The sequence below is a fragment of the Psychrobacillus sp. FSL K6-2843 genome, from assembly GCF_038626375.1.
Taxonomy (GTDB): Bacteria; Bacillota; Bacilli; order Bacillales_A; family Planococcaceae; genus Psychrobacillus; species Psychrobacillus faecigallinarum.
This window is the reverse complement of record NZ_CP152021.1, coordinates 3749373-3769345: the sequence shown is the minus strand read 5'-3', so window position 1 is coordinate 3769345 and position 19973 is coordinate 3749373. Positions and strand designations below refer to the sequence as shown.

The window sequence follows — 19973 nt, the reverse complement described above, 5'->3', positions numbered from 1 at the left end:
CAAATGAATAAACAATTAAGGAATTGGTTAGCGGTACTAATACTTTCTATCTTACTTGTAGGCTGCCAAGAGGCTGAAAAAAATACAGCTGTTGAAACAGATTCTGTACAAGAAGTAAAAGAATATACTGTAACGGATGATATGGGGAAAGAAGTTACATTCGAAGAAGTTCCGGAAACGATTGTGTCTCTACAACCAAGTAACACAGAAATCCTGTTTGCCCTTGGTGTAGGAGATAAAATTGTTGGAGCTACAGAATACGATACCTATCCAGAAGAGGCACTAGAAATTGAACGAGTTTCCGATTCTATGAAGTTCAACGCAGAACGTATTTTAGAGATAAATCCAGATGTTGTGATTGCTTATACAACTGGATCTGAGGAAGAGCTTAAAGTGTTGGAAGACGCGGGGTTAGATGTTTTTGTCATTCAATCGGCGCTATCATTTGAAGACGTCTATGGAGATATTGAACAGTTGGCCGCAGTAATGGGAGTAGAGGATAAAGGAACCGATCTTGTTGACTCTATTAAAACTACTATTCAAAGTGTTCAGGACAAAGTATCAGGTGTAAGCGATCAGAAACACGTCTACTTTGAAATAAGCCCATCTCCAGAAATTTTTACAACAGGAAAAAATACTTTCCAACAAGAAGTTTTGAGTAAAGCTAAAGTTGTAAATATTTTTGGAGACCAAGAGGGATGGATTAAATTATCTGAGGAAGATGTCATTAAGAAAAATCCTCCGATTATCTTGACTACCGTAAATTATGTAGAAGATCCAATTGGTGAGATTAAGGCTCGTTCAGGCTGGAATCAGTTGGAGGCAGTGCAAAACAACTCCATTTTCCAATTAGATCAGGACATTATGTCTCGCCCAGGACCACGAATTGGTGAAGCTGTAGAACTAGTAGCTAAAACCGTTTATCCAGAGATATTTGAATAAAGTAGAAGTTGGTCTCGTTTTGAGGAGACCAACTTCTTTTGTTTTAAAACCGGTACCTTGCAATGAATAATAGTGTTATGGTATAGTACTATCTAATGAATAGTACCGAGGGAGAGAGAGACATGACAGCGAATATTTATATTGAGACGTTAGAAAAAGAGCTTTATATGTTGAATACAAAGGAACGCCAAGCAATAGTTAGAGATTTCCAAAAGTATTTTTGTGATTTGTTAAGAGAGGGACAAACTGAGAAAGCAATAGTTGAATCATTAGGAGCACCATCGTATATAGCAAGGGAATTACTTAAGGCTTACTCAGACGAGGAAATGATTGTAACAGAAGTGGAATATGAAGGCGCATATATATAAAATGCTACAAAGGCTAGTTACCCTTCGTAGCACGATTTCATTTACAATCGTTTAGTAAACTGAACTAGTTCAACTTTTTTATATTACAGGAATCCAAATTTCTGAACAACAGTTTGGATCAGATGGGTCATCATCTGTATACACTTCCATCTCTGGTGTTCCTGCCTGTTTGTAGGAGTTAGAGGGAAACCATTCTGAGTAAATTTGTTACCATGTATTTTGCATAGCATTGGGCATTGCTCCGTGAACCTCAAAGATTGCCCACTTTGATGCTGGTATTTCTAATGTCTCCAGATTTTCTGGTGTGTCGCCTATATAACTGACCCCTATCCAATAATCCATCATACTGTCGACTTTAAAATTTTCTCCCATCACACAAACACCAAGAGCACCTTTTATTTCTTCGTTATTTAAAGAAATAATGAAACAACAAGCTCTTGTATAGATTCTTATAGATTAATCTAGCAACGTATATTAACACATACAAAAAGCCACCAATTATAGAAACAGGTGGCTTTTTGCATTAGATATTTTTTTTAGTTTCTGTTTCTTTGTCTTCTATTCTAAATTCTTCTGCAACATCGTCTACTATATCTTTAGTTGAGTTTTTAAATTCTTTTAACGTCTCTCCAACTGCTCTACCCAATTGAGGTAATTTTTTAGGACCGAACACGATTAAAGCAATAATTAATATAATGATTAAACCCGGTATCCCAATATTTGGCATTATAATCTCTCCCATACTGTTTCTATATATTTTCACGTGGTTTTTGCAATAGTAGTTAATCTTAAAAAAAATTGGTTGTTTTGTATCAATAACACATTATACTCCTACGTTTAAATTTGTAAATACTTTGGTATTAATAATGATCAAATTGTGTGAGCTGGAAAAGTCTCTTCGATATAAAACTCTCTTTTTCCTTTCTATAACTTTCTATAACTTTGTTTATACAACTAGTCCTTTAGCGTTTTTCAACCACAAAACACTAGTTATTTTATACCGATATAGAAGAGTTTTTACTATTAATTTGCAATTTTTATGTGAATTTAATGTTTTTTCAGAATAAAATTATATTTTCTAATCCGAAATAAATATGTAGTATTGAAGAAATAAAAGGAGTAAACTGTTAAACGGTTGTTTTGTTATGTATAAAAATTACATTTTCATAGTTGAGTGAACTATGTTAAAGGAGAATAAAAGTGACGCAATATAACTTAGAAGAATTAAAACTGTTGAATCAAGTAATTTTCGCTTTATTTATAGTAGCAGATTTAGCTCTTGGCCTCTTTTACTATAATAATGAGTTTCCTTGGTTCGCGTTAATAGGTTCAAGTATTGGACTAGCTATTATTGTTCTTTGCTGGACTGGAAAAAAATATATATACTTTATCTCATTTTTATTGGTTTATACTATCCTATTCTCATTAGTTTATAACTGGCATGCAGTTTTTCATTAATCAGAATATTTTCGACTCATTGTTTACCTGAATAAACAATTTAAGCTATTTTTTACTAATTTACGTTGGAGGTTATATTATGTCAGAACAGGAAAAAAAGGCTCCATACTTAGATAAACGTTCATCTAGACGTACTTTTATCAAAAATTCTGGATTAACAGTTGGTGGAGTTGTACTAGGTGGAGCACTCGGTTCTTTACTAGGTAAAGACTCAACAACTAAAACTAACGAGACTGGGGTTCATTCAGCAGCTACTGGGGTTAACTTCAACCAGGCACTGATGTATTTTGACAAAGCACAATTTGATACGATAGATGCTGCAGCAGAGCAAATTTTCCCTAAAACTGAGGTAGGACCCGGTGCGAAAGAATTACTTGTTGCATATTATATCGATCACCAACTAGCAGGGAGCTTTGGCCTGAACTCAAAAGAATATATGACCGGTCCTTTCTTCCCAGCAGAAGCAGTTCCACAACAAGGGTACCAAACACATTTGAATCGTCAGCAAGTGTTTAATCTTGGAATTACAGCTTTAAATGCAGAGGCTGCAAAGAAATCTGATGATAAACCTAAATTCGCCAGTTTAACAGAAGAACAACAAATCGAAATCTTAAAAGATTTTGAAGCTGATAAAGTTAAATTAAATGGAGCTGTTAGTTCATCCTTTTTCTTCTCTTTACTTAGAAAAGTAACAATTGAAGGAGTATATGCTGACCCTATGTACGGCGGTAACAAAGATATGGCTGGTTGGAAAATGAAGAATTTCCCTGGACATCAATCGAGTTATACTAATGTATTAGAAAAAGATGAATTCGTGAAAATAGATCCTATGAGCTTAAACTCTCAGCATCAACACTAATATACACCAATAGAAAGGGTGAACAACTTTGGCAACTAAATTACCAAAAACAGATATAGTTTTAGTAGGGGTAGGTTGGGTAGGCGGTATTATCGCAGCAGAACTTACAAAAAAAGGATACAAAGTAGTAGGTATCGAACGTGGTAAAGAACGTTCAACTGAAGATTACTTTATGGCTCACGATGAACTACGTTACGCAGAGCGTAAAGAAATGATGCAAGATCTTTCTAAAGAAACAATTACATTCCGTCACAATATGACACAACGAGCATTACCTTACCGTGAATGGGGTAGCTTCCTGATAGGAGAAGGAACAGGTGGTTCAGGAGAGCATTGGAATGGTCAAACTTACCGCTTCCTGCCATACGATTTCGAGATCTATTCAGAAACTGTTAAACGTTACGGAAAAGGTAAAATCCCTAAAGGGATGATGCTTCAAGACTGGGGTATAACATACGAAGAGTTAGAACCATACTTCGATAAATTTGACGCTATGACTGGTATTAGCGGTGAGGCGAATCCACTACCTGGTTCTCCACAAATAAAATACCCTAACCCGCCGATGTTGGAAACACCTGCTATAAAATTATTCAAAAGTGCAGCGAAAGATCTTGGATATCATCCATACCATCTGCCTTCTAACAATCTATCGCAATCTTATACTAATCCAGATGGCATTTCTCGTGGCGCTTGTCAATATTGCGGTTTTTGTGAGCGTTTTGGTTGCGAATATGGAGCAAAAGCATCACCAGTAGTTACAGTATTACCTGTAGCTAAAGAAACTGGTAACTTCGAAGTACGTACTCATTCTGTTGTACGTAAAGTTCTACACACAAATGGAAAAGCTACCGGCGTATTATACGTAGATATACGTACTGGTGAAGAGTTTATCCAAGAGGCAGATGTAGTTGTAGTATCAGCCTATCAAATGAATAATATTAAACTTTTATTAAACTCTCAACTTGGCCGTCCATATGATCCAGTTACTGGTACAGGAGTCATTGGTAGAAACTATGCATACCAAACAATTCTGGGGACTGCTGTAGGTTTCTTCGATGAAGAGTTCAATTTATACGGTGGTGCAGGATCTCTAGGAGCCCAAATTGATGACTTCAACGGAGACTTCTTTGATCACACTGACTTAGATTTCTTACATGGTGCGACAATTCAAATTACCCAATTAGGGGATCGTCCTATTGCAAACAATCAGGTTCCAGCAGGCGTTCCAACTTGGGGGAAAGAATTTAAAGACGCTTCTGTTACAAATGCAAACCGTGCTCTTATTGTTAAAGCACAAGGGGCTTCCCTTCCTTGGCAAGATAATTACATCGATCTAGATCCAACTTATAAAGATGCATTCGGTGATCCATTACTCCGTATGACGTTTAATTGGAAAGATCAAGATCGTCAACTAATGAAATTTATGGGCGAAAAATCAGCTGAGATCATGAAAAAAATGGGTGCAAAAGATATCAAAATTAATGGTGGCGAAGTCGGAGATTACGATATTCGTAACTACCAATCTACTCACAATACTGGTGGAGTAATTATGGGCTCTGATCCAGAAACAAGTGCTTTAAACAGCTATCTACAAATGTGGGATTGTGAAAACGTATTTGTACCAGGTGCAAGTGCTTTTGCTCAAAACTCAGGTTACAACCCAACTGGCACAGTTGGAGCACTAGCATATCGCGCTGCAGAAGGTATTGAAAAATACTTAAAAACTGGCGGATCTTTAGTTTAAAAACGAGACGCTTCTAAATAAACAAATAATATCTGCTTAACTATAACAAATAATTTCTATTCATAGAATTAGCCAACAACTTAAAAACTGCTATCTTCTTTCCATCAAAAGAAGGTAGCAGTTTTTTAATATATGGATTCATCCTCAAATTTTCAACTACTCTTTTGGATTTCTAAGAAACTTGCACAGTCTTTATAAATACTTCTACCATCTTTGTGTAAATTTCAGGTTGTTCATCATGAACCGAATGCCCTGCAATCACCTACAAAAACGTATGAAATACATGCATTCAAGGTACAGTTTAAGCATCCTATTACAGGACAAATGATTATTGCTGAGGATAAACGATAAAAGATTATCCTCTTATACTAACTATGATACAAAAACATCCAATTGAAATAATTGGGTGTTTTTTTAGTTAAGAAATATATAGTTGAATAACTTTGCTTGTTGAATAGATTCTACCCATCCCAATGGTTAAACACTCCTTTCATTTATCCTAAAATATTTACGTTAAATACCCCTGTCTTTTTGTGCTTTCCTTGGACTGTTTAATCTGCCAAGATTGCTTCTACTATTTCTTTAGGACGAACATCTAACGAGGTTAGGTCCTTAAGGTTGATCCAAATGGGTTCATAGCTTCCTTTTTTTATAGAAGGGTTTTTATATTCATCCCCAGTACCTGCACCAAAGGTACCGCCTATAATTTCAGCTAAATAATAATATTGCTTTCCGCTATAGGGTAATACTTTTAAAAGACGTTGGATTTTAACATGCACGCCTATCTCCTCATATGTCTCTCTAATAGCAGCTTCCTCAGGGGTTTCCCCAGTCTCAATACCACCACCTGGAAATACATAATAGGTAGTATGTGGTTTTGTCCTTTTAATTAGTGCAACTCTATCCTTTTCTAAAATAATAGTGGCTCCTCTATTTCTCATTTGAACTCCCTTCCTGTACCTTTTTGAAAATTATAACAATAATTGACGTTCATAAGTTATTTAAATTTTATGTAAAGGTTTCTTTACATAAATATAGTTTTAGATTATCCTTATGTAAAGATATATTTACATTGGTTGCAAGGAGGAAACAGATGACAAAGGTCATTAATCATATAAGAGAGATACGTTTAAAAAAGGGAATCACACAGGTACAAATGGCTGGTGATTTACAAATTACCCGACAAACGATTACTGCGATTGAGAACAATAAATACAATCCCAGCTTAGAGCTGGCACTTAAACTAGTGCGTTACTTTGAAGTACCCATAGAAGAATTATTTTATCTTGAGGGGGATGAAAATGACAAAAAGCTATAGAATTTTACTGTACGGAATTATTAGTGGATGTATCATTGTTGGTGCCTTTTTAGGGGTGTATATTGCAGGTAAAGAGGAAGGCATTTTTGATTGGGGACTGTTTTTACCGATGGTAGTTGGATCATTAGGGGGCTTTATAGGCTTTTTTCTATTTGTATGGTTACGTCAAAAAAAGAATGGCAAAATTCCTGATATGGACGAGCGTACAGCTGTAATGATGAAAAATTATTTCTCTACTGTCCTGTATTTTGTCCTGTTTGGGAGTGGTGTTATATTGTTGATCTTATTTGCAATTGGTGTGGAGACAATTGAAACTGGAATGCTCATTGTTTACATGATGATTTTATTTATGTTAATTGGTATTGGTGCTTTTATAACAAAGAGAATCTGATTGATTTAGCAAGTGAATTAAACGGGTATTAAAAAAGTATGAAGAAATGTAGAGAAAGTAATTGAAGTATTTCAAAAACAGAAAGCTTAGAAAGGATGATAAAAATGGTTAATGTTTTGTTTGTCTGCCTTGGCAACATTTGTCGTTCTCCTATGGCAGAGGCTGTATTTAAGCATCTAATTCAAAATGAAAAATTAGAACAATATATACAAGTAGATTCAGCGGCAACAAGTGGATGGCATATTGGAAATCCACCACATAAAGGGACAATAGCTAAGCTAAAAGAATATAACATTTCAACGAAGGGTATGGCTGGACGCCAACTTAAAGAGGAAGATTTTGAAGAATTTGACTATATCGTTGGGATGGATGAAAATAATATTAGAGATATACGTAAGATGCTTGGTCAACCGAATCATCCAAAAATTATTCGATTTTTAGATTTAACCATTCACAAAAAAGATGTGCCAGACCCTTATTTCACAGGTGATTTTCATGAAACCTACGATTTAGTAATAGAAGGCTGTGAAGCACTACTAAACAAAGTAAAAAGTGATCATAAAGAGCTGCTTCAATCATAGGAGGAAATTGGAATGGATTATATGTATTTTCAAGGTGTTCCAGATACTCAAACACTTTCAGGAGTCTTGGAGCTTCATAAGCATGTATTCGAGGGTTCCGAGTTGGAAACTGAAAAGTTGAAAGAAAAAAGTAATTTGATAGTATTCGTAGCAAAAGATCATGAACGAGTAATTGGATTTAAAATTGGATATGATTACGGAAATCGTACATTCTATAGCTGGCTTGGTGGGGTTCACAAGGACTACCGAGGAAGAGGGATAGCAAAAGAGCTGATGAGTAGACAGCATGATCTAGTAAAATCCATGGGTTATACAAAGGCTCGTACTATTTCGCGCAATGAAAAAAGAGAGATGCTTATCTTAAATATAAAGTTTGGCTTTGATATAAAGGAAACTTTCACTAGTAATAAGGGGAAGCATAAAATCGTGTTAGAAAAAATGCTATAGGGAGGATTTTAAATGACTGAATGCTTAGGTTGTATGTTAGCTAATAAGGAACAAAATGTTTTCGTTATTTTTGAAAATGACCATATCACATGTTTTCTAGATCATGAACCTTTTAATAATGGGCACGTACTTATACTTCCAAAAAGACATTATGAGGATGTGGATGACTTAGATGTAGAGGTCGCCTATTCTATAATGGATGCTTCCCGACTTATCTCCAAGGCAATTAAACAATTATACACACCAGATGGGATTACGATTTGCCAAAATGGTGGAGTGTTTAGTGAATTGACTCATTATCATATGCACGTTGTCCCTAGATATGAGGGACAACAGTTTGCAGAGTTCTATCAAGAGCAACCTTTCGAACGAAATAATCTAGAAAGCTTGCAAACTGTTACAATAAACTTAAGGAATGCAGTTCGTAACATTATAGAAGAAGGATAACCAACTTATGATTGGAGTGGCAGGTTAGCGACTCCCGCGGGATGGCTTATCGCTCTCCCCGCGGAAAGCGTTCGACTAAAGCGGAAATCCCCCCCTCTTGTTCCTGCTTTTTATGAGAACTGAACTTTAGATATCTAGCTATAACGTGGGATTATACTCCACAATAAAATCTAATGATAAACAGAAATAAGGAAAGAGTCTTGTCCAATCATGGAGAGGCTTTTTTTCTAACTTGATATAAGGGAGAGTTTAAATGTCTAAATATAAACAGAAGACCTTAGAGACTGATCAGGATGTGGCAGAGTTTATAGAAGGAGTCGATAGCTTAAAGAAAAGGGAGGATGCATATAAACTTCTAGAGATTTTTGAAGAATCTACTGGCTATCAAGCGAAAATGTGGGGGCAAAGTATTATTGGATTTGGTTCTTACCATTACAAATATGCTTCCGGTCATAAAGGGGATGCTCCTCTTGTTGGGTTTTCACCAAGAAAGGCAAAGATTAGCTTGTATTTTGCTACCGGAGATTCAGATCGCGCGGAATTGTTAAGTAGATTAGGAAAACATACTTCAGGTAAGGCATGTGTTTATATCAATAAAGTAGAGGATATCAATATAGAAGTTCTTAAAGAAATAATTTCTCAATCTATCATTTTTTTACAAAAATTGTATCCGAGCGAGAATTGAATGGAAGTTAATGTATTTATTTTTGCTACTTATACTGGTTCTAATGTATAATAACACAGTAGAATTCTAGAGTACGAAAACAATATGTGAAAGAGAGTGGGACTTTTATGGGTCGTAAGTGGAATAATATTAAGGAAAAGAAAGCTTCTAAAGATGCTAATACTAGCCGTATCTATGCTAAATTTGGTCGTGAAATATATGTTGCAGCAAGACAAGGTGAGCCAGATCCTGTCTCTAACCAAGCTTTAAAGGTCGTATTAGAGCGTGCAAAAACTTACAGTGTGCCAAAGCATATTATTGATAAAGCGATTGAAAAAGCAAAAGGTGGATCAGAGGAAAGCTATGATGAGCTTCGCTATGAAGGATTTGGTCCAGGAGGATCAATGGTTATTGTAGATGCATTAACAAATAACGTAAACCGTACTGCTTCTGATGTTCGTGCTGCATTTGGTAAAAATGGCGGCAACATGGGAGTTAGTGGTTCTGTGTCTTATATGTTTGATGCAACAGCAGTTATAGGCTTAGAAGGCAAAACTGCCGATGAGGTGTTGGAAATCCTGATGGAAGCAGACGTAGATGCTCGTGACATTTTAGAAGAAGAAGATGCAGTCATCGTTTACGCTGAGCCTGACCAATTCCATGTGGTGCAAGAAGCTTTAAGAGCTGCGGGAGTTGAAGAATTTACAATTTCTGAGCTAACAATGCTTGCACAAAACGATATTGCGTTAGATGCAGATGCACAAGCCCAATTTGAAAAAATGATTGATGCTATTGAAGATTTAGAGGATGTTCAGCAGGTTTATCATAATGTAGATTTAGCATAAATATAGGAAAGTAAAAGTCTCATTTACAGGAAGCTGTAGATGGGATTTTTTTTTGAGTAGAAAGTAATCTATCTACTTAAAAAACATGAATAATAGATGTTAGTTTATTGCTATAGGCGAATTATAAACACTACTTTTATATATAAATTAGGACTCAAGAAACTGTTTATTTTGTGATGCGTCAAATGTAGAAAGGGGGAATAGGATGAGAAGTTTTTTTGCTTCATGTTTAGTTATTTTATTCATAGCAAGCCCTATCAAAACAATGGCTGACTGGGCATATCCCTTCGTAGTATGGGATGGATATGTTTATGTTCTGCAAGATGAAGAGGTCAATGAAATTGGTAAGGAAATTGGTCATGTTACAAAATACTCCGATCTAGAAGGGTCTTACTCAGGGAATTTTTCTAATGCTTACCCAAGAGGAACTAAATATTATGAAGTAAAGGAAGTTAGTAGTAAGGAGGCAATTGCAGTAGAAGTTTCCTCAGGGATTTATAGAGTGGCTGAGCGAGGAGGTCCCTATGGGGGGAACAGATATGCATTTTGGGATCCCGATTCACCGTTTTTTATAATTGGAATTTTATTTGTAGCTGTATTTACAGTTGTAGTGTATTTTTCGGTAAGGGAGAGGAAGAACGATTAAATGAAGGAGAAACACCAGAACCTATTACGGTGACTAGTGCAATGGGGAAAACCTTATATAATGACTTAAGAATGGCCGCTCTAAATGATTTGAGCAGCCATATAATTACTTATTGCTATAGTTTAGAGCCTTAAAAAGAAAAGATTGAAAAAACAAGGGAGAACTATGATTACAAACAGTTCTTCTCTTTTCTAGTTGTAGAAAATCTTAATGTGTTGCAGAGTTATTTCTTCGATACTTCCATTGCTGGTATTGGAAACGAAAGAAGCAGCCTATACAAAATCCTAGTATAGCAATAAATGCAGCTAAACCGACCATAACAGTTGCAATATTAAATGAAATACTCCACTTCAAAAAGAAGCTAATACTAGCTATAAGTAAAAAGCCAACTGCCAACCATTGATTAAACCTTAGCTGAGCATAATCTTCTTGAATATATTCCTTACTAGGCTTCTTTAGAAATCTTTTGGCTACAACTAAAATGGGATGAAAACCAAATAATAAACTAGATAAATTGGCAATTAACGGAATGAGCAGAATCCATGCTGATTGAGTGATAAGCGCGATGACGACAGAGATTACAATTGTCCATTGATTGACCATAACGAGAGGCTTCGGAATTGTCTTCATGATAAAACCTACTTTTCTGATTGGATTTATTATATTATATGTTGTTTCTAATAGAATGTAAAAAAATTGAATCCGTTGACCTATTTCCCGGGAAATCGACATTTTTATGCTCCTAACGACAAATGGCTGCTCTGGGATTTTGAGCAGCCATTTTGTTTACTTATTTTTTAGTTGATTTATCTTTTGGGTTAGCATTTTAAATTGTTCATCTAATTCCATGTACTTGGAATCTTTAGATGGAAGATAGCTTAATTGACCTAGTACAGCTTGTCGCTCTGTTTCTAGAGCTAGAAGTAACTTGTTATTGTCGTTTTCTTCGCTTCTACTAAGCCAATCAGTATAATTCATCTCAAGCTTTTGAATTCTATTTTTATCAAATATAAGAAGCTTGTTTGTTAGCCTTTCTAAAAAATAACGGTCATGGGTTACGAGTAAAATAGTACCGGGATACGTAGACAGTGTCCTTTCTAGCTGTTCTCGAGAAGGCAAATCGAGATGGTTCGTAGGCTCATCTAAAATGAGTACATCCTTTTGATCTACCATGAACTCCATTAACTTTAGTTTTACTCTTTCTCCCATACTCATTGTAGAAATTGGTCTTAACCAATGATCCTTAGAGAAGCCCAAATTGTTCATTAAGGTTTGAATTACACCCCTTGTATCATAATCGGTAGTTGTAAAAAAGTCAGAGGGGGTTTGATCTTCTGGAAGATCGAATACTGTTTGGCGTAAAAAGCCGATGTTCATTGATTCGGTTTTCCAAAGCTCACCTTCAAATGTTTCTTCTCCAGTCAGCATTCGGAAAAAGGTTGTTTTACCACTCCCATTTGATCCGAGGATTCCAACACGTTCTTTAGCTTGGATAGTAAAGGAAGCTTTTTGAAATAGAATTTCTTCGTTAAAAGATTTGCTTAAATTTTTGCTTCTATGACGCGTTTCCCTTTTTTCTTATTACCTTCAATAGAGAAATTGATTTCCTTTTCCTCTACTGGACGTTCTACTTGATATTTGGAAAGCTCTAGCTCTAGTCGTTTTTGCTTGGAGCGAATTTGAACATCCTTTTTCTTAGCCTTCATACGAAAATACTCTTTTGCACCGTCTTTTTTTGTCGATTCTTCATGTGCTTTGTTGGACCAATTTTTCAATACTTCCATTTGCTTTTCAACTTGTCGGATTTTTGATTGTTGTGCATCATATTCTCTTTGATGAGTGATAAGTTTTTCTTCTTTTCTTTTACGATAGGTAGAATAATTTCCTGTATAGACGGTTAGGTTTTTATTTTCAATTTCCCAAATATAATTTGATACTTCGTCTAAAAAGTATCGATCATGTGATACTAATATAATCGTTCCAGAATAGGTAGCTATTTCTTCTTTTAAGAAGGATAGACTACTTTGATCTAAATGATTAGTAGGCTCATCAAGTAAAAGTAACTGAGAACTTTCTGCAAAAACCTTAGACAGTCTTTTTTTCATTTTTTCTCCGCCACTTAATGCATCGTAAGGACGATTATTAGGGACAGACCACTTACTGATATAAGTCCGTTCATCTTTTTCCTCTACATTTGAATGGAAATGCTCATCTTCTTGCTTGAAATAGCTGATGGTGGGAGTAGTCCCTATCCATTCGATTTGTCCGGAAGTGGGAGAGCTTTCACCTGAAAGAATGGAAAGAAGAGAAGATTTTCCTTCACCATTTCTACCGACAATTCCTATTACAGCCCCTAAATGTATATCGGTTTTTATATTGTTAATGATCTCTTTGTCACCATGGGTTATGCTGATGTTCGTTAATCTTCCTCGTAAAGTCATTGTATTACCTCCCTTGGAGAGATAAAAAAATCCCTCCGATTTAGACGGAAGGATTTTACTGGCCATTTAGTGTACGACAAAAAATAACTACAAATATATATGCCTGTAGTAATTTATTATCTCAATTTGAAAAATGGGCAGACTAATCCTATTTCCGTCAAAGCTAAAAATATTTTTCTGCATAAAGCAGTAATATTAAGCGAGAAATAAGATTATAAAATCATTGTCCACCCATCGTCCCTTCGATATTAGTTACTATATAATATAACATATTCTTCTGAAAATTAAAGAGGTAATTAATACAATGCTTGACTCGATCTACTGCCCTCTATTCCAAGCTCGTCGTCTGTTCTTCTTTTTTGTATGAACCAAATTCCTAGTATGAGTACAAGCCCAAGTACACTACTTAAAATTTCTGGAACAATAAGCATTAACCCAGCCACAAACAAGATGAATCGTTCCCAGACCTTAGAGTACCTTATAAAATAGCCAATCATGGAACTGCTGACAGCTACCATTCCTACTAAGGAAGCAGTAACAGAGACTATAAGCATTACTGGTTCTACATCTACCATTACTAAGATTGGATTATAGATAAAGATAAACGGAACGATAAAGGCCGCGATGGCTAGTTTGACGGCGTTCATACCTGTTTTAAAAGGGTTTGCTCCTGCAATACCTGCCCCGGCATAAGCTGCAAGACAGACAGGTGGAGTGATATCTGCGACTATACCAAAATAGAATACAAACATATGGGCAGCAATTGGAGCTACTCCGAATTCATTTATTAAAACTGGAGCAGCAATAGTAGCTGTGACTACATAGTTTGCTGTAGTGGGTAATCCCATCCCCAATACAATACAAGCAATCATGGTAAATATTAGAGCGAGAATGATATATCCGTTTGATAGAGCTATAACTCCAGCAGCAAATTTGGAGCCAAGGCCAGTCATACTAACAATTCCAGCTATGACACCAGCTGTGGCAACGGCTGCTATAACCGGTAGAGCGACTCTTGTACCTTGTTCTAATACATTTATAGTTTGCTTAAAGGACATCCTTGTTTCTTTGCGTATTAAGCTTACTAAAAACGCAGCGACTATTCCAAAAAGAGCTGCACGTTGAGGGGTAAAACCATAAATTATCGTTCCAGTAATAACGAAGAGAGGTAAAAGCATATACCAATTTCGTTTCATAGTCTTTCTAAAAGAAGGTAATTGAGACTTTGGGAGCCCAAGTATTTTAAGTTTTTTTGCTTCAAAATGAGTGCCGATAAAGATACCTGTGAAATACAATATCGCTGGTATAATCGCCGCCATCATAATAGTTCCATACGATACACCCAAAATTTCCATCATGATAAAGGCCGCGGCGCCCATCATTGGAGGCATAATTTGTCCTCCAGTAGATGCAGCGGCTTCGGTAGCACCAGCAAATTCAGGCTTAAAACCTGCTTTTTTCATCATAGGGATAGTAAAGGACCCTGTTGCGACTGTATTACCAACGGAGCTACCTGATATAGTCCCTTGCAATGCACTTGCTACAACAGCTGTTTTTGCAGTACCTCCTGTATATCTTCCGGTTAAAGAAAAGGCTAAATCGTTGAAGAACTTCCCTACATTTGTTTGTACGAGCATTACGCCAAAGAATAGGAAGAGGAATATAAACTTTGCTGAAATTTGAACGGGGGTGCCGAATATTCCACTTTCTTTGTACCAAAGTGCAGTAGCGGTTCGCTCTAAAGAAAATCCAGGATGGGAAAGGATTTGAGTAGGGACAAAATTTCCGAAGATAGCATAAAGTATGGCTACTAAAGCCACTATGACGATTGGTAAGCCAACCGTTCTTCTGGTCGCTTCTAGGACAAGAAGAATCCCAAGGACGGAGATGATTATGTCAGGTATGCTATATCCGGAAATTCTGCTCTGTAGAATAGAATCAAAAAAGATTATTTTATGATAAGTTACATACATGGCGGTAAAGGCAAGCACGATGTCATACCAAGGTATTTTCTTTTGTGTTTTAAGTAGGTCTCTTTTTAATGGGTACAATAGAAAAATGACACCGAGAGCAGTTCCTACATGAACGGCACCTTGTTTTTGAGTTGGTAGGGTTCCAAAATAGGCCGTGTATAAATGGAATACGGTTAAGGCCACCCCTAAAAAGGTAACAACCCATGCCCATTTTCCAATATTTGATCGAAACTGATTTTCCTTATCATATTTCTCTAGTATTTCTTGTGCATTTATTGGTTGCTGATCTTTCATTGTCTCACCTCATTTTTAATTGGATTTTATACCTCGATTTTATTTCACATCGTCCAAACTTTTAATATCAGAGCTTTTACGTGTGACAATTTGAATAACCTCTGGATAAATATGACCAATAAATGCGGCGTTTGGAACTTCATGTCCTTCAAATGCTGCCTCGCCATTGACTGCTTGTATTGCTGGTACATGTACAGACATACCTAAATCCATGTTTCCATCTCGAATACTAGATAGGTTTTCTACAGATGCGCCAGTTTCTGTGTTTGTTAAGTTAAATCCTTCGATATGTTTGTTCCAAATACTTGCCATCTCTCCCCCTAGTGGATAATAAGTGCCGCCTTGACTTCCAGTTCCGAGTATAAAATCATTCTTGCGGTTGCTTTTGTCAGCAGTAAGCTCTGCTACTGGGTTGTCAATAGTGAGACCCTGTTCCTCATAATAACGCTTTGCGCCAGGATGAATAGGAAGCCCCTCAGCTCCGTTTAGTGCGTTTTCTAAAATCATCTGCTTTGCTTGAGCATGTGTATTTTCATTTGCGTTTTCAATCATTATCTTTGCTAGCTCATAACCAAGCTCATCATCGATCGTATCTGTACTTCCCATTAAAATAGCGTAGGCAGTCACAGTTTCCACATCTGAATCTAAAAAGTCATACGTATCCTTAGGAATAGTGTGACGTCTATATCCGCTATTCTCTTCAATATAAGAGATTGCATCATCAGATAAACTAATCATCACAACATCTCCTGCAGAATTTTGCAAGCTTTCGATACTTGCAGCCGGGAGTCCAAGGATACCTATAGAAATATCAATATTTCCATCCTGTACACCATCAGCAGCATCACCAAAGCCCTCCTGATAAGCTTTGTAATCATCATCAGTAATTCCATAGGCATCTAAAATTAGCTTAGAGACGGAGCTAGTCTCACTAGCCGGAGGGCCGATAGCAATATTTGGCTTCCCTCCACTACACGCTGCAACCAAAAGTGCCAAAACCATTAACAAAACAAGACTAAGACTCTTTTTTTTCAATTTCTCTCCCCCAAGGTTTATTTTTCACCCAAATGATAGCGCTTCCATTATGTTGTAAAAAAATAAGCCGGTTGGCATATCAAATAGATGATTATTAATATTATACTTTTAATCTATAATTTTACAACTAAATATCAGTATTTTCTGATTTTTATAAATGGTTGCAGGATTATTACAGGTGCCAGGCACCTGTAATAATCCTGCAACAATCTCTTTTAATATGTAGATAAGATAATTAATTATTTGAAAATGTATTTAAATTCGTGATTTTTAATAAAAATTAATGTACAATAAGCACATATTTGAGGAGGTAATGAGAACATGAAACAGTTAGATGCACATGAGATTATTTCTTACATTCAACACGCAAAAAAATCTACGCAAGTGAAGGTATACATAAAAGGAAGTGGGATTGACCAACTTTCTTTCGGAGAAAATACAAAGGTTTTTGGACAAGGGAATTCTCTTATTCTATTTGGAGAATGGTCTGAAATTCAACCGACATTAGATGAATATAAAGCACAAATTGAAGATATAGTAGTTGAAAATGAAAGCAGAAACTCTGCAATACCTTTATTAGATTTAAAAGGTATTAATGCAAGAATTGAACCAGGTGCAGTTATTCGTGATCAAGTGAGCATTGGTGATAATGCAATTATCATGCTAGGTGCTGTAATCAACATTGGCGCTGTCATTGGTAAAGGTACAATGATCGACATGGGAGCAATCCTTGGTGGTCGTGCAACAGTGGGAGATAACTGTCACATTGGAGCTGGAGCAGTGCTTGCAGGTGTTATTGAGCCACCTTCTGCAACTCCAGTAATAATTGAAGACGACGTATTAATCGGTGCTAATGCTGTAGTTTTAGAGGGGTGCCGAGTTGGCAAAGGAGCAGTTGTTGCTGCCGGAGCAGTTGTAACAAAAGATGTACCGCCATATACAGTAGTTGCGGGTACACCAGCTAAGGTAATTAAAGATATCGATGCACAAACAAAATCTAAAACAGAAATTATGCAAGAACTACGTCAAATTTAAGAAGGTGACACATGAAAACCTTACTTGATATTCGTCGCGATTTGCATCGTATACCGGAGCTTGGATTTAAAGAGGTGAAAACGCAGGCTTACTTATTGGAGCAAATCCACTCGCTTCCACAGGATCGATTAACGATTGTTACGTGGAAGACAGGTATTGTCGTGAAAGTAGAAGGACTCCAGCCAACTCAAACGATTGGCTGGAGGACTGATATTGACGGTCTCCCAATCACGGAGGCTACCGATGTTGCCTTTTCATCTGAGCACATGGGTAGAATGCATGCCTGCGGGCACGATATGCATATGACCGTTGCGCTCGGTTTGCTTCAAAAAATAGTAGAGTCACCATTAAACGATCATATGGTGTTCTTGTTTCAACCAGCAGAGGAAAGTCCAGGTGGTGCTCTTCCGATGTTACATTGGCTAAAGGAAGAACAGCCCGAGCTTATGCCAGACAAGATATTTGCTTATCACGTAGCTCCAGAATATTCAGTTGGTACGATAGCTACTCGCCCTGGCTTACTATTTGCCAATACCTCTGAGCTCTATATGGACTTAGTAGGGAAGGAGGGCCATGCTGCCTATCCACACCAAGCAAAGGATATGTCGATTGCGGCAGCGACTCTTTTGCTACAGTTGCAGTCTATCGTTAGCCGAGTAGTCAATCCAATGAAGCCTGCAGTTTTAACTATTGGAAAGTTTTCATCGGGAACTGTACAAAATATTATTTCTGGTCATGCTCGTTTAGAGGGAACTATTCGGACAATGGATGCTTCTACAATGACACTCATTAAAGAAAAAATAGAAGCATTCTGCCATGCCACTGAAATAGCATTTGATTGTGACGTGAAAATCGATTATGGGTCTTCTTATTATCAGGTATATAACAATGAGGATATCGCCAATGATTTTCTAGCTTTTGCAGAGCAGCATGAAGCAACCAACGCCATCCACTGTGAGGCCGCGATGACAGGCGAGGATTTTGGCTATTTCTTAAAGGACATACCAGGCATGTTATTCTGGGCTGGTGTCGATTCTCCTTTTGGACTTCACCACGCGAAGATGAATCCAAGTGAAAAGGTTTTAGACTATCTCGTTCCTTTTGTAGACAAATACTTCAGAACACTTACAAGCAAATAGACTGGACAGAGATGATGAATCTCTGTCTTTTTTTTCTAAGAAACAATAAAGTCTTCTGATTTATTGCCTTTAGAGTAGGATTGAATTTTTTTGAAAATTGGAGGTGATATTAGCAAAATCGTACTATCTATTACACATGCTTTTCGCTTAAGCTGATTCTATTTGATGGCTGAATATAACAGTATAAGTTATTCCCCTCTAATTACTCTCAATCTAATGATTGGAGCGACAGGCGGCGACTCCAGTGGGATGAGTGAGACAGATAAGCCATCACAACGTGCGCGCTAGCGACGGTGATGGCTTATCGCTCACCCCACGGAATGCCCCCGCCGAGAGCTGAAATTTGTCATCTATATACATGCTTGCCGGGTAAACTATTTCTATTTAATAGTTGAAAATAGTATAAATTATTTCATCTAGCAGGGATTATCCTACTGCAAATAGAACTAATATTAAAATTGATGAAGAATGTAGGTGTTTGTTATGAGTGACATTATTAATTATTACAACCAATTTGATGAGTGGGGGAGACTTGAAAGAGAACCAATTGAATTTCAGGTGAATTGGCATTACATAAAGAGATATCTTCCTCCTGCTGGGAATATACTCGATAACGGGGCGGGACCGGGGAAATATTCAATCAAGCTAGCAATGGAGGGCTATAGGGTAACCCTAACTGACCTTACACCGAAACTAGTAGAGATAGCGAAAGAAAAAGCAGAAGAATTTCATCTGGAAAATCACTTTTCAGATTTTCTTGTAGCAGATGCAAGAGACTTATCCGGGATCCAAGATGAGCAGTTTGATGCGGCTCTTATGCTTGGACCTATGTATCATTTACAGGAAGAAGCCGACCGGATAAAAGCAATACGTGAATTACATAGAGTAACCAAAAAGAATGGGCTTGTTTTTATTGCGTTTATGCCTAGGATTAAGCACATACTTACTTCTCTCATGTACCCTGAAAATTGGAAGCCAAATAACCAGATGAAAAGCATTCAACAATTTAACGACACAGGCAGCTTTAATCACCAAGAAGCTGGGCGTTTTACAGGAGCGTATTATTTTAATATCGAAGAGATAAAGCCGTTCATGGAAGCGCATGGATTTGAAAGCTTAGAATTAATAGGCTCAAATGTCGCTTCAATATTGAATAAGGAAAATTGGGACTACTGGAAAGACAAAGGTGAGCAGGAATACAAAAATCTAATTGACCTGCTGATTGAAAAAGCCAATGACCCTTATATTTTAGGGATATCCTCTCACCTATTGTATATTGGAGTAAAAAAATAGCTGAACAATAAAGAGGGTGAAAGTGATTTGTCACCGCCACCCTCTAACATTTA

At 36.8% G+C, this 19973-nt stretch carries 24 protein-coding genes and 1 pseudogene; 17 read left to right on the top strand and 8 right to left on the bottom strand.

The genetic code is table 11. The features are described from left to right. The first annotated feature begins 3 nt into the window (after positions 1-3). Both MKY94_RS19100 and MKY94_RS19095 read left to right on the top strand, forming a co-directional pair. Complete coding sequence (locus tag MKY94_RS19100; protein ID WP_342577608.1) at positions 4-942, top strand: ABC transporter substrate-binding protein; 939 nt, start codon at positions 4-6, stop codon at positions 940-942. A gap of 122 nt (positions 943-1064) precedes the next feature. Then, the gene (locus tag MKY94_RS19095) at positions 1065-1310 is read left to right on the top strand and encodes a DUF1700 domain-containing protein (protein ID WP_342577607.1); all 246 of its coding nucleotides are present in this window, start codon (positions 1065-1067) and stop codon (positions 1308-1310) included. 78 nt (positions 1311-1388) lie between these two features. Here MKY94_RS19095 and MKY94_RS19090 read toward each other — a convergent pair. Together MKY94_RS19090 and tatA are read right to left on the bottom strand one after the other, a co-directional pair. Beyond that, a pseudogene (locus tag MKY94_RS19090) lies at positions 1389-1709 on the bottom strand (GyrI-like domain-containing protein). Between the two features lie 124 nt (positions 1710-1833). Then, on the bottom strand, positions 1834-2040 hold the full coding sequence (gene tatA, locus MKY94_RS19085; protein ID WP_093536286.1) for a twin-arginine translocase TatA/TatE family subunit: 207 nt from the start codon (positions 2038-2040) through the stop codon (positions 1834-1836). Positions 2041-2510: 470 nt separating this feature from the next. Here tatA and MKY94_RS19080 point away from each other — a divergent pair, with 470 nt between their 5' ends. From MKY94_RS19080 to MKY94_RS19065, 4 genes are all read left to right on the top strand, one after another. After that, positions 2511-2768, top strand: a complete 258-nt coding sequence (locus tag MKY94_RS19080; protein WP_144539321.1) for a hypothetical protein — start codon at positions 2511-2513, stop codon at positions 2766-2768. Between the two features lie 79 nt (positions 2769-2847). Then, on the top strand, positions 2848-3627 hold the full coding sequence (locus MKY94_RS19075; protein WP_154312144.1) for a gluconate 2-dehydrogenase subunit 3 family protein: 780 nt from the start codon (positions 2848-2850) through the stop codon (positions 3625-3627). A gap of 28 nt (positions 3628-3655) precedes the next feature. Beyond that, positions 3656-5371 carry a GMC family oxidoreductase gene (locus MKY94_RS19070; RefSeq protein ID WP_154312145.1) on the top strand — a complete coding sequence of 572 codons (1716 nt, stop codon included), beginning with the start codon at positions 3656-3658 and terminating at the stop codon, positions 5369-5371. 213 nt (positions 5372-5584) lie between these two features. Beyond that, the gene (locus MKY94_RS19065; protein WP_229653996.1) at positions 5585-5722 is read left to right on the top strand and encodes a hypothetical protein; all 138 of its coding nucleotides are present in this window, start codon (positions 5585-5587) and stop codon (positions 5720-5722) included. Between the two features lie 200 nt (positions 5723-5922). Here MKY94_RS19065 and MKY94_RS19060 read toward each other — a convergent pair whose 3' ends face one another. Beyond that, positions 5923-6312: an NUDIX domain-containing protein gene (locus MKY94_RS19060; protein ID WP_144539327.1), complete on the bottom strand. Its 390-nt coding sequence runs from the start codon at positions 6310-6312 to the stop codon at positions 5923-5925. A gap of 152 nt (positions 6313-6464) precedes the next feature. Here MKY94_RS19060 and MKY94_RS19055 point away from each other — a divergent pair, with 152 nt between their 5' ends. From MKY94_RS19055 to MKY94_RS19020, 8 genes are all read left to right on the top strand, one after another. After that, positions 6465-6689: a helix-turn-helix transcriptional regulator gene (locus MKY94_RS19055; RefSeq protein WP_144539329.1), complete on the top strand. Its 225-nt coding sequence runs from the start codon at positions 6465-6467 to the stop codon at positions 6687-6689. Next, the gene (locus MKY94_RS19050; RefSeq protein WP_342577606.1) at positions 6673-7080 is read left to right on the top strand and encodes a hypothetical protein; all 408 of its coding nucleotides are present in this window, start codon (positions 6673-6675) and stop codon (positions 7078-7080) included. The genes MKY94_RS19055 and MKY94_RS19050 overlap by 17 nt, the downstream gene beginning before the upstream one ends. Before the next feature lie 104 nt (positions 7081-7184). After that, the gene (locus MKY94_RS19045; protein ID WP_342577605.1) at positions 7185-7661 is read left to right on the top strand and encodes a low molecular weight protein-tyrosine-phosphatase; all 477 of its coding nucleotides are present in this window, start codon (positions 7185-7187) and stop codon (positions 7659-7661) included. Between the two features lie 12 nt (positions 7662-7673). Continuing rightward, complete coding sequence (locus MKY94_RS19040; RefSeq protein WP_342577603.1) at positions 7674-8108, top strand: GNAT family N-acetyltransferase; 435 nt, start codon at positions 7674-7676, stop codon at positions 8106-8108. Between the two features lie 12 nt (positions 8109-8120). Next, positions 8121-8555 carry an HIT family protein gene (locus MKY94_RS19035; protein ID WP_144539337.1) on the top strand — a complete coding sequence of 145 codons (435 nt, stop codon included), beginning with the start codon at positions 8121-8123 and terminating at the stop codon, positions 8553-8555. Positions 8556-8808: 253 nt separating this feature from the next. Further along, complete coding sequence (locus MKY94_RS19030; RefSeq protein ID WP_342577602.1) at positions 8809-9240, top strand: DUF1801 domain-containing protein; 432 nt, start codon at positions 8809-8811, stop codon at positions 9238-9240. 107 nt (positions 9241-9347) lie between these two features. Next, positions 9348-10064: a YebC/PmpR family DNA-binding transcriptional regulator gene (locus MKY94_RS19025; protein WP_144539341.1), complete on the top strand. Its 717-nt coding sequence runs from the start codon at positions 9348-9350 to the stop codon at positions 10062-10064. Positions 10065-10269: 205 nt separating this feature from the next. Beyond that, complete coding sequence (locus MKY94_RS19020; protein ID WP_342577601.1) at positions 10270-10710, top strand: hypothetical protein; 441 nt, start codon at positions 10270-10272, stop codon at positions 10708-10710. Positions 10711-10917: 207 nt separating this feature from the next. Here the strand turns inward: MKY94_RS19020 and MKY94_RS19015 are convergent, their stop codons facing one another. The 5 genes from MKY94_RS19015 to MKY94_RS18995 all read right to left on the bottom strand — a co-directional run bounded on the left by MKY94_RS19015 (position 10918) and on the right by MKY94_RS18995 (position 16453). Then, a complete protein-coding gene (locus MKY94_RS19015; protein ID WP_154312147.1) occupies positions 10918-11340 on the bottom strand; it encodes a DUF4395 domain-containing protein in 423 nt (140 codons plus the stop codon). Positions 11341-11496: 156 nt separating this feature from the next. Continuing rightward, a complete protein-coding gene (locus tag MKY94_RS19010) occupies positions 11497-12180 on the bottom strand; it encodes an ATP-binding cassette domain-containing protein (protein WP_342578704.1) in 684 nt (227 codons plus the stop codon). Between the two features lie 71 nt (positions 12181-12251). Further along, positions 12252-13151 (bottom strand): ATP-binding cassette domain-containing protein, encoded by a 900-nt coding sequence (locus tag MKY94_RS19005; protein ID WP_342577599.1) that lies wholly within the window; start codon positions 13149-13151, stop codon positions 12252-12254. 296 nt (positions 13152-13447) lie between these two features. After that, positions 13448-15418 (bottom strand): TRAP transporter permease, encoded by a 1971-nt coding sequence (locus MKY94_RS19000; RefSeq protein ID WP_342577598.1) that lies wholly within the window; start codon positions 15416-15418, stop codon positions 13448-13450. Positions 15419-15457: 39 nt separating this feature from the next. Then, a complete protein-coding gene (locus MKY94_RS18995; RefSeq protein ID WP_342577597.1) occupies positions 15458-16453 on the bottom strand; it encodes a TAXI family TRAP transporter solute-binding subunit in 996 nt (331 codons plus the stop codon). Positions 16454-16774: 321 nt separating this feature from the next. Here MKY94_RS18995 and dapD point away from each other — a divergent pair, with 321 nt between their 5' ends. The 3 genes from dapD to MKY94_RS18980 all read left to right on the top strand — a co-directional run bounded on the left by dapD (position 16775) and on the right by MKY94_RS18980 (position 19920). Then, a complete protein-coding gene (gene dapD / locus MKY94_RS18990) occupies positions 16775-17488 on the top strand; it encodes a 2,3,4,5-tetrahydropyridine-2,6-dicarboxylate N-acetyltransferase (protein ID WP_151112326.1) in 714 nt (237 codons plus the stop codon). 11 nt (positions 17489-17499) lie between these two features. Continuing rightward, positions 17500-18627 carry an N-acetyldiaminopimelate deacetylase gene (locus tag MKY94_RS18985; RefSeq protein ID WP_151112328.1) on the top strand — a complete coding sequence of 376 codons (1128 nt, stop codon included), beginning with the start codon at positions 17500-17502 and terminating at the stop codon, positions 18625-18627. A 483-nt stretch (positions 18628-19110) separates the two neighbouring features. After that, the gene (locus MKY94_RS18980) at positions 19111-19920 is read left to right on the top strand and encodes a class I SAM-dependent methyltransferase (protein ID WP_191697525.1); all 810 of its coding nucleotides are present in this window, start codon (positions 19111-19113) and stop codon (positions 19918-19920) included. Positions 19921-19973 lie beyond the last annotated feature (53 nt).